The sequence below is a fragment of the Streptomyces sp. NPDC021100 genome, assembly GCF_044333095.1.
In the GTDB taxonomy this organism is placed as follows: Bacteria; Actinomycetota; Actinomycetes; order Streptomycetales; family Streptomycetaceae; genus Streptomyces.
The window spans coordinates 174,475-183,378 of sequence record NZ_JBIRQH010000017.1 but is presented as its reverse complement, the minus strand read 5'-3'; the positions used below and the strand labels follow the sequence as shown (position 1 = coordinate 183,378).

8 protein-coding genes and 1 tRNA gene are annotated in these 8,904 nt (G+C 73.2%); 7 read left to right on the top strand and 2 right to left on the bottom strand.

The annotated features are described in order from the left end of the window. The first annotated feature begins 99 nt into the window (after positions 1–99). The 7 genes from ACH4PU_RS27105 to ACH4PU_RS27075 all read left to right on the top strand — a co-directional run bounded on the left by ACH4PU_RS27105 (position 100) and on the right by ACH4PU_RS27075 (position 7,282). Positions 100–1,479, top strand: a complete 1,380-nt coding sequence (locus tag ACH4PU_RS27105) for a GlxA family transcriptional regulator (RefSeq protein ID WP_398277234.1) — start codon at positions 100–102, stop codon at positions 1,477–1,479. A gap of 5 nt (positions 1,480–1,484) precedes the next feature. After that, positions 1,485–2,090 (top strand): oligoribonuclease, encoded by a 606-nt coding sequence (gene orn, locus ACH4PU_RS27100; RefSeq protein ID WP_223767409.1) that lies wholly within the window; start codon positions 1,485–1,487, stop codon positions 2,088–2,090. 151 nt (positions 2,091–2,241) lie between these two features. Next, positions 2,242–2,314, top strand: a tRNA-His gene (locus ACH4PU_RS27095). A gap of 321 nt (positions 2,315–2,635) precedes the next feature. After that, positions 2,636–3,958, top strand: coding sequence for an ABC transporter substrate-binding protein (locus ACH4PU_RS27090; protein WP_398277230.1), 1,323 nt, complete (start codon positions 2,636–2,638; stop codon positions 3,956–3,958). Continuing rightward, complete coding sequence (locus ACH4PU_RS27085; protein WP_398277227.1) at positions 3,955–4,962, top strand: carbohydrate ABC transporter permease; 1,008 nt, start codon at positions 3,955–3,957, stop codon at positions 4,960–4,962. Before ACH4PU_RS27090 ends, ACH4PU_RS27085 begins: the two co-directional genes overlap by 4 nt. 9 nt (positions 4,963–4,971) lie before the next feature. Then, entirely contained in the window at positions 4,972–5,847 is an 876-nt protein-coding gene (locus ACH4PU_RS27080) for a carbohydrate ABC transporter permease (protein ID WP_398277224.1), read from the top strand. Between the two features lie 61 nt (positions 5,848–5,908). Further along, positions 5,909–7,282, top strand: coding sequence for a GH1 family beta-glucosidase (locus ACH4PU_RS27075; protein WP_398277221.1), 1,374 nt, complete (start codon positions 5,909–5,911; stop codon positions 7,280–7,282). Positions 7,283–7,479: 197 nt separating this feature from the next. Here the strand turns inward: ACH4PU_RS27075 and ACH4PU_RS27070 are convergent, their stop codons facing one another. Together ACH4PU_RS27070 and ACH4PU_RS27065 are read right to left on the bottom strand one after the other, a co-directional pair. Next, on the bottom strand, positions 7,480–8,382 hold the full coding sequence (locus ACH4PU_RS27070; RefSeq protein WP_398277218.1) for a spermidine synthase: 903 nt from the start codon (positions 8,380–8,382) through the stop codon (positions 7,480–7,482). Positions 8,383–8,438: 56 nt separating this feature from the next. After that, the gene (locus tag ACH4PU_RS27065) at positions 8,439–8,891 is read right to left on the bottom strand and encodes a hypothetical protein (protein WP_398277215.1); all 453 of its coding nucleotides are present in this window, start codon (positions 8,889–8,891) and stop codon (positions 8,439–8,441) included. Positions 8,892–8,904: the final 13 nt, after the last annotated feature.

Sequence of the window (8,904 nt, the reverse complement as noted above, 5' to 3'; positions counted from 1 at the left end):
CGATCCCCGCAACTACCTGGCTTTTCTCGGACTTGCCGCCGCGATCTGCTGCTACAAGCGACTCATCCGCCTCACCACATAGGACACGCTCTTAGCGCCATGAGCCAGGACTCCACGACCGTACCGGAGACCGTGCGCAAGCTCTCCGGACGCCGCCGCCGGGAGATCGTCGCCGTTTTGCTTTTCAGCGGCGGCCCGATCTTCGAAAGCTCCATTCCGCTCTCCGTATTCGGGATCGACCGGCAGGATGCCGGGGTTCCCCGTTATCGCCTGCTCGTCTGCGCGGGCGAAGATGTGCCATTGCGAACGACCGGCGGTCTGGAATTGACCGCGCCGTACGGCCTGGAGGCGCTCTCCAGGGCCGGCACCGTCGTCGTACCGGCCTGGCGGTCCATCACCCAGCCACCGCCACCCGCCGCCCTCGACGCACTGCGCCGCGCCCACGAGGAAGGCGCCCGCATCGTCGGGCTGTGCACCGGGGCCTTCGTACTGGCCGCCGCGGGACTGCTCGACGGCAGACCCGCCACCACCCACTGGATGTACGCGCCGACGCTCGCCAAGCGCTACCCCTCGGTCCATGTGGACCCACGGGAGCTCTTCGTGGACGACGGTGACGTCCTGACCTCCGCGGGCACCGCCGCCGGCATCGATCTGTGCCTGCACATCGTCCGCACCGACCACGGCGCGGACGCCGCCGGGGCGCTCGCCCGACGCCTCGTCGTACCGCCGCGCCGCAGCGGCGGCCAGGAGCGCTATCTCGACCGGTCTTTACCGGAGGAGATCGGCGCCGATCCGCTCGCCGAGGTCGTCGCCTGGGCGCTGGAGCACCTCCACGAGCAGTTCGACGTGGAGACCCTGGCCGCCCGCGCCTATATGAGCCGCCGCACCTTCGACCGCCGGTTCCGTTCGCTCACCGGCAGCGCGCCGCTCCAGTGGCTGATCACCCAGCGGGTGCTCCAGGCGCAGCGGCTGCTGGAGACGTCCGACTACTCCGTGGACGAGGTCGCCGGGCGCTGCGGTTTCCGTTCCCCCGTCGCCCTGCGCGGCCACTTCCGGCGGCAGCTGGGGTCCTCCCCCGCGGCCTACCGGGCGGCCTACCGGGCGCGGCGGCCCCAGGGCGGCCCCGACGGCCGGCCGGACCGCCCCGAGCGGCCGGACCGGGACGGCCGGGGTGACCGCTTCGGCGGGCCGGATCCGCTGGAGCCCCGGTCCGGGGAGCCGGCGGTCGTCGGGCTGAGACGGACGGCCCTGGCCGCCGCGCACGCCGCGGCCGGTCCGCTCGGCGGTCCGCCGCACGGCGGTGGACACGGCGGACACAGCGGGCATCCCGGACACGGGGTGCCTCTGGGGCACGGGCCGGCGAACCCGGGGTTCGGCCATGGACCGGGACACGGTCCGGGTGCCGTCGAACCGGGCAAGCCGGAGTCCGACCTGTACAGCCCGCACCTGCCCGGCCAGCGGGAACGCCCCGTAGGGTGAGTTCCATGAACGATCGCATGGTGTGGATCGACTGCGAGATGACCGGGCTCTCGCTGTCGACCGACGCGCTCATCGAGGTGGCCGCCCTGGTGACCGACTCGGAGCTGAACATCCTCGGCGACGGTGTGGACATCGTCATCCGCCCGCCCGCCGAGGCCCTGACCACCATGCCCGAGGTGGTGCGCCAGATGCACACGGCCTCCGGGCTGCTCGACGAGCTGGACGGCGGGACGACGCTCGAGGAAGCGGAGCGGCAGGTCCTGGCGTACATCCGCGAGTACGTCCCGGAGCCTGGCAAGGCCCCGCTGTGCGGAAACTCGGTCGGCACCGACCGCGGCTTCCTGCTGCGGGACATGCCGGAGCTGGAGAAGCACCTGCACTACCGCATCGTCGACGTCTCGTCGGTGAAGGAGCTGTCCCGGCGCTGGTTCCCCCGCGCCTACTTCGCCAGTCCGAAGAAAGCCGGCAACCACCGGGCCCTCGCCGACATCCGCGAGTCGATCGCCGAGCTCCGCTACTACCGCGAGGCGATCTTCGTGCCGCAGCCCGGTCCGGACTCCGACACGGCGAAGACGATCGCGGCCAAGCACGTCCTTCCTGTTCAGTCGTAGTCCGGCCTGATCCCCGTGGGGTTTCCACGGGGATTCCGGCGGAGTGACGCAGCTCGCTCCCGGCACGGCGAAAGCCGGGAGCGAGCACCCCTCCGGACCCTGTAGACTTCTTCTCGGCCGGTGGGAAACACGGAAACGAACGCCAGTCGTGGTGGGTATAGCTCAGCTGGTAGAGCACCTGGTTGTGGTCCAGGATGTCGCGGGTTCGAGTCCCGTTACTCACCCTCAGAGCCGAAGGCCCTGATCTGGGAAACCAGGTCGGGGCCTTCGGCGTTTCCCGGCCGCGACCTGTGTTCGTGTCCGCGCGTCCGAATGGCCTCAGCCCTTGCCGGGCCTCCCGCCGCCCCACCACCACGACACGCCGGAAGCTCTCCCCGCGCCTCTTTCACCCCTCAGGCCACGTCACGCAGCGCGTCCTTGACACTACGCCAGGTTGCGGCGAGTCTCGGGGCAGTCCCGGAACCCCCAACGCTCCGGTGCGGCACGCCCCTTGGCGGGCCGCCCTCCGGTGGGCCGGCGGGGCGGGCACGGCACCAGGAGGAGGCATGCGCGGCGGCACCCAGGGACGGCGCCCCCGGGCCCTACGGGCACGGGCGGCACCGGCGGCACTGGCGGCACTGGCGGCCGGGCTGCTCCTGGCCGCGGCGCTCACCGGCTGCGCGGCCGACGGCGACGGGCGGACCACGCTCTCCGTCGGCACCTTCGGGGTCTTCGGCTACCGCCAGGCCGGGCTGTACACCGAGTACGAGCGGCTGCACCCGGAGATCCGGATCAAGGAGAACGTGATCGAGCGGAGCGACACCTACTTCCCTCAGTTCCTGACGCACCTGGTGACCGGCAGCGGGCTGGCGGACGTCCAGGCGGTCGAGGTCGGCACCCTGCACGACCTGGCGGCGGGCCAGGGCCGCCGGCTGGAGGACCTGTCCCGGGCGCCGGGCGTGCGCCGGGCCGACTGGCTCGGGTGGAAATGGGCCCAGGCCACCGACCCCGACGGCCGCACGGTCGGGCTCGGCACGGACATCGGGCCGATCGCCGTCTGCTACCGCAAGGACCTCTTCCACCGGGCCGGGCTGCCCACCGACCGGGAGGCCGTCGGCCGGCTGTGGGCCGGCGACTGGCGGAAGTACCTCGACGCCGGCCTCGCCTACCGGAAGCGGGCCCCGGCGGGCACGGTCTTCACCGACTCGGCGGCGGGCGTCTACAACGCCGCCATCCACGGCTATCCGGAGCGCTACTACGACCGCTCCGGCCGCCCCCTGTACACCGGCGGCCCGGCCGTCCGGGCGGCCTGGGACCTGGCGGTACGGGCGGCCCGCGAGGGGCTGACCGCGCGGCTGAGACAGTTCGAGAAACCCTGGGACCAGGCGTACGCGAACGGCCGCTTCGCCACCGTCGCCTGCCCGCCCTGGATGCTCGGCTACATCAAGGAGAAGTCGGGCGACGCGGGCCGGGGCCTGTGGGACGTGGCACCGGCGCCCCGGCCGGCCAGCTGGGGCGGCTCGTTCCTCACCGTCCCGAAGGCCGCCCGGCACCGGGCGCAGGCCGTGGCGCTCGCCGCCTGGCTGACCGCGCCCGCGCAGCAGGCCAGGCTCTTCGCCCGGCAGTCGAGCTTCCCCTCCACCCCCGCCTCGTACGGCATGCCGGAGCTGCGGGACGCGCGGAACCCCTACTTCGGCGGGGCCCCGGTCGCGCGGATCTTCGCCCGGGCCGCCCGGGGAGCGCCCACGCTGGTGATCGGGCCGCACGAGCAGCAGATCGGCACCGCCTTCACGGACGTCGGCATCCCGCAGGTCGAGCAGCAGGGCAGGGACCCGCGGGCGGCCTGGACGGCAGCCCAGAAGGAGATCCACAACGCGGTGGACGAATGACCTCGGCGCCGCCCACCACCGTCGAGGACCCCGGCGCGGAGCCGGCCCCGGGCCCGTCGCACCCCCTGCCCGCCCCCGGCCGGGACCGCCGCGCCGCCTGGCGCACCCGCCGTCACCGGTGGGACGTGCGCTGGAGCCCGTACGCGTTCGTGGCGCCGTTCTTCCTGTTCTTCTCCGCATTCGGTCTCTTCCCCCTCCTCTGGACCGGCTGGGCCTCACTCCACCGGCTCGAACTCACGGACATGAGCCGGATGGAGTGGGCCGGGGCGCGCAACTACCTCCGGCTGCTGCATGACGAGTTCTTCTGGAACGCCCTGGGCAACACCTTCACCATCGGCGTGCTCTCGACCGTCCCCCAACTGCTGACGGCCCTCTGTCTGGCGCATCTGCTGCACCAGCGGCTGCGGGCCGCCACCTTCTGGCGCGTCGCCCTCCTCACCCCGTACGCCACGTCGGTCGCCGCGGCCACCCTGGTGTTCGTCCTCCTCTACGGGCGGGACTACGGCCTGATCAACTGGGCGCTGGGGCTGGCGGGTGCCGACCCGGTCGACTGGCAGAACGGCACCTGGAGCTCCCGGATCGCCGTCTCCTCGATCGTCGTCTGGCGGTGGACGGGCTACAACGCGCTGATCTACCTGGCCGCCATGCAGGCGATCCCCGACGAGCTGTACGAGTCGGCGGCGCTGGACGGCGCCTCGCGGGTGCGGCAGTTCCGGCACGTCACCGTGCCCTCGCTGCGGCCGACGATCCTGTTCACCGTCGTCGTCTCGACGATCGGGGCGACCCAGCTGTTCGGCGAGCCCCTGCTGTTCGGCGGGGCGGCCGGGCAGAAGGGCGGGGCCTCGCACCAGTTCCAGACCCTGGGCCTCTATCTGTACGAGCAGGGGTGGTTCGGCTTCCACCTCGGCCGTGCCTCCGCCGTGGCCTGGGCCATGTTCCTGATCCTGCTGCTGGTCGCCACCGTGGGCGGGCTGCTCGCCCGCCGGCTGCGCGCGGACCGCTGAGGAGCCGCCGTGTCCGTCCCCACCCCCGCCACCCCCAACACCCGCGCCACCCGCGCGCCCGCCGGCGGGCGGCCCCGCACCGGACTGCTCGGATACGCCGTGCTCGTCCTCTTCACCGCGGGCTCGGTGCTGCCCCTGCTGTGGACGGCCGTGGCCGCCTCGCACGACAACACCCGGCTGGCGCACACCCCGCCGCCCCTCTGGTTCGGCGGCAATCTGCCACACAACCTGCGCATCGCGTGGAGCGACGCCAACCTGGGCCTGGCCCTGCTGAACACCACGCTGGTCGCCGGCTGCGTCGCCCTGGGCACCGTCCTCTTCTGCACCCTCGCCGGCTTCGCCTTCGCCAAGCTGCGGTTCCGGGGGCGGAACGCCCTGCTGGCGGTGGTGGTGGGCACGATGATGGTGCCCCCACAGCTCTCGGTGGTCCCCCTGTTCGCACTCGTCGCGGAACTGGGCTGGACCGACCGGCTGCAGACGGTCGTCCTGCCCACCCTGGTCAGCGCGTTCGGCGTGTTCTTCATGCGGCAGTACCTCGTAGAGGCGCTGCCCACCGAACTGATCGAGGCCGCCCGGGTCGACGGCGCCGGCAGCCTGCGCGTCGTACGGCACGTCGTCCTCCCCGTCGCCCGGCCCGCGATGGCGGTGCTCGGGATGCTCTCCTTCGTGCAGTCCTGGAACGACTTCTTCTGGCCGGTGATCGCGCTGACCCAGGACAACCCGACCGTCCAGGTGGCCCTCACCGGCCTCGGCCGCGGCTACGTCCCCGACCAGGCCGTCGTGATGGCCGGGGCGCTGCTCGGCACGCTGCCGCTGCTGCTCGTGCTCGCCCTCTTCGGACGGCACATCGTCGGCGGCATCATGCGCGGCGCGGTCAAGGGCTGACGCCCGTGCCGGCTCCGTCATCTCGCCCGTCCCCCGCTTCCCTCTCCTCCGGAGCGTGTTCATGCCCACGACCTTCCCTCCCGGCTTCGTCTGGGGCGCCGCGACCGCCGCGTACCAGGTGGAAGGCGCGGTCCACGAGGACGGCCGCACCCCTTCCATCTGGGACACCTTCAGCCACACGCCCGGCAAGGTGCTGAACGGCGACACCGGCGACACGGCCACCGACCACTACCACCGGTACGCCGAGGACGTCCGCCTGATGGCCGGCCTCGGACTGGGCGCCTACCGCTTCTCCGTCTCCTGGCCCCGCGTCCAGCCCACCGGCAGCGGACCCGCCTCCCCCAAGGGCCTCGACTTCTACCGCCGGCTCGCCGACGAGCTCCTCGCCCACGGCATCAAGCCCGTCCTGACCCTCTACCACTGGGACCTGCCGCAGGAGCTGGAGACGGCGGGCGGCTGGCCGGCCCGCGAGACCGCGTACCGCTTCGCCGACTACGCCGAGCTCGTCGCCCGGGCGCTGGGCGACCGGGTCGAGTGCTGGGCCACCCTCAACGAGCCCTGGTGCAGCGCGTTCCTGGGCTACGCCTCAGGGGTGCACGCCCCCGGGCGCACCGACGACGCCGCGGCCCTGCGCGCCGCGCACCACCTCAACCTCGCCCATGGGCTGGGCGCCCAGGCGCTGCGCGCCACCCTGCCGCGCCGGTCGCGCGTCGCGGTCGTCCTCAACCCCAACGCCGTCCGGGCCCGCACCACGTCACCCGCCGACCTGGACGCTCAGCGGCGTATCGACGCGCTCTCCACCCGTATCTTCACCGGGCCCATGCTCCACGGCGCGTACCCCGCCGACCTGATCGACGACACGGCCGGGATCACGGACTGGTCGTTCGTCCGCGACGGCGACACCTCCGTCATCAAACACCCCCTGGACTGGCTGGGCATCAACTACTACACGCCGTCCGTTGTATCAGCCGCCACTGACAACCGCCCCTCACCTGCGCCTTCGCCTTATCCCGGGGCCCAGGGCGTCGCCTTCCACCAGCCTCCGGGCCCCCGGACGGCCATGGACTGGACCGTCGATCCGAGCGGCCTGTACGACCTCCTCCTGCGCTTCACGCGCGAGGCCCCCGGCCTCCCCCTCGCCGTCTCCGAGAACGGCGCCGCGTACGACGACAAGCCGGACGGCCGGGGAGCCGTGCACGATCCCGACCGGATCGCCTATCTGCGCGGGCACTTCGACGCGGTGCTGCGGGCGTTGGGGGACGGGGCGGACGTGTGGGGGTTCTTCGTGTGGTCGCTGCTCGACAACTTCGAGTGGGCGTACGGGTACAGCAAGCGGTTTGGGATCGTGTACGTCGATTACGCGACGTTGTCGCGGACGGTGAAGGGGAGTGGGGAGTGGTACCGGGGGGTGATCCGGGGTGGGCGAGTGGGGTGAGTTGCCCCGGTCCCGCCCTTTCGCCGCTTCCTGGGGCTGCGCCCCAGACCCCCTTTCGCGGCTTCGCCGCTCGTCCTCAAACGCCGGACGGGCTATTCAGCCCGTCCGGCGTTTGAGGACAGCGCGCGCAGCGCGCTTCAGCGGGTGCGGGGGCCGGCCCCCGCAAGAAACGGTGAAAGGGCGGGACCGGGGCACCCTCACCGGAAGACCGACGGCGGCGGCTCCGGCGACGGTTTCGCGTCGGCATCGCGGACCGCCGCCGCCCCGCCCGCGAAGGCGACGAGATCAGCACCGGCCTCCACCCGCGCCTGCGCCGCATCCGTCGCACAACGCCGCCTCAACTCCCCCACCGGCACAGCCACATCCGACGCAACAAGAATCGCGTTACCGAACCGCCGCCCGCGCAACACCGCCGGCTCCGCCACCAAACACACCTCGGGAAAAACCGTCTCCACGGTCGCGATCTGGGACTTGACGAAACCGAGGGAGGGCGGACCGTCCGCCAGGTTCGCCGCGTACAGGCCACCGGGCCGCAGCACCCGCCGCACGTCGGCCACGAACTCCCCACTGGTCAGATGAGCCGGCGTCCGCGCCCCGGCGAACACATCCGCGATGATCAGGTCCGCCCACCCGTCCGCCACCTTGGCCAGCACCTCGCGCGCGTCACCGGAGCGCACCCGGATCCGCCACGCGGGATCGAGCGGCAGCTCGCGCCGGACGAAGGCGACCAGCGGCGCGTCGATCTCGACGACCTGCTGGGTGGAGCGCGGCCGGGTCGCGGCGACGTAGCGGGCCAGGGTGAAGGCGCCGCCGCCGAGGTGGAGGGCCTGGACCGGGCGCCCGGGCGGCGCGGCGAGGTCGGCGACGTGGCCGAGCCGCCGCTGGTAGGAGAACTCCAGGCGGGCCGGGTCGTCCGGGTCCACATGGGACTGCGGCGCGCCGTCGATCAGCAGCGTCCGGGCCCGCGGGCGGTCGGGGTCCGGTTCGAGCTCCGCGAGGCCGCCCGCCACCTGCTCGGTGACGGGCTCCGCGGCGCGCCCGCGCCCCGCCCGCCGTCCGCTCCGGCCTGTGTCCCCGGCCGCCCGCCTGCCTTTAGCCATCCGTCAAGTATCGCCCGGTTCGTCCGGGCACCCGTACGGGACGGCCGGCGGACGGATCAGCGGCAGCGGTCGACGGCCTCGATGGTGCGGGCCGCCTCCCCGAGCGCCGCCCGCAGCACGGCCGGGTCGGTCGCCTCGGAGAGCGCCGCCTCGGGGGCCACCAGCCAGTCGCTGCCCGTGACGGGCGGCTCGTGGCGGCCCGTGCGCGCCCCGCGCCCGTACGCCTGGGTGCAGGCGCTGCCGGGGACGTCCCAGGCCGCCGCGGTGCCGGCCGGGACGAGGAATCCGAGGGTGTGGCACTCGCCGTCGTGCAGGACGGGTCCGACCCCGTCGCGGAGCCGGAGGATGTCCACCGCCTCCAGGCCCTGCCGGGCGGGCACCGTGACCAGGTCACAGGGGACGCCCTCACCCTGCGCCCGGGCCGGGCGCGCGGCCTGGCCGTGTCCGGGGCGCGCCTGGTGAAGGGCCGCCGTCCGCGAGCCGCCGATGTTCACTCCGGCTTCCGCCAAGGGGAACGCCTCC

What these genes read in the sequence shown, in the direction of transcription:
- ACH4PU_RS27105 (WP_398277234.1), top strand. Translation starts at nt 100, where the DNA reads ATGAGCCAGGACTCCACGACCGTACCGGAGACCGTGCGCAAGCTCTCC.
- orn (WP_223767409.1), top strand. Translation starts at nt 1,485, where the DNA reads ATGAACGATCGCATGGTGTGGATCGACTGCGAGATGACCGGGCTCTCG.
- ACH4PU_RS27090 (WP_398277230.1), top strand. Translation starts at nt 2,636, where the DNA reads ATGCGCGGCGGCACCCAGGGACGGCGCCCCCGGGCCCTACGGGCACGG.
- ACH4PU_RS27085 (WP_398277227.1), top strand. Translation starts at nt 3,955, where the DNA reads ATGACCTCGGCGCCGCCCACCACCGTCGAGGACCCCGGCGCGGAGCCG.
- ACH4PU_RS27075 (WP_398277221.1), top strand. Translation starts at nt 5,909, where the DNA reads ATGCCCACGACCTTCCCTCCCGGCTTCGTCTGGGGCGCCGCGACCGCC.
- ACH4PU_RS27070 (WP_398277218.1), bottom strand. Translation starts at nt 8,382, where the DNA reads ATGGCTAAAGGCAGGCGGGCGGCCGGGGACACAGGCCGGAGCGGACGG.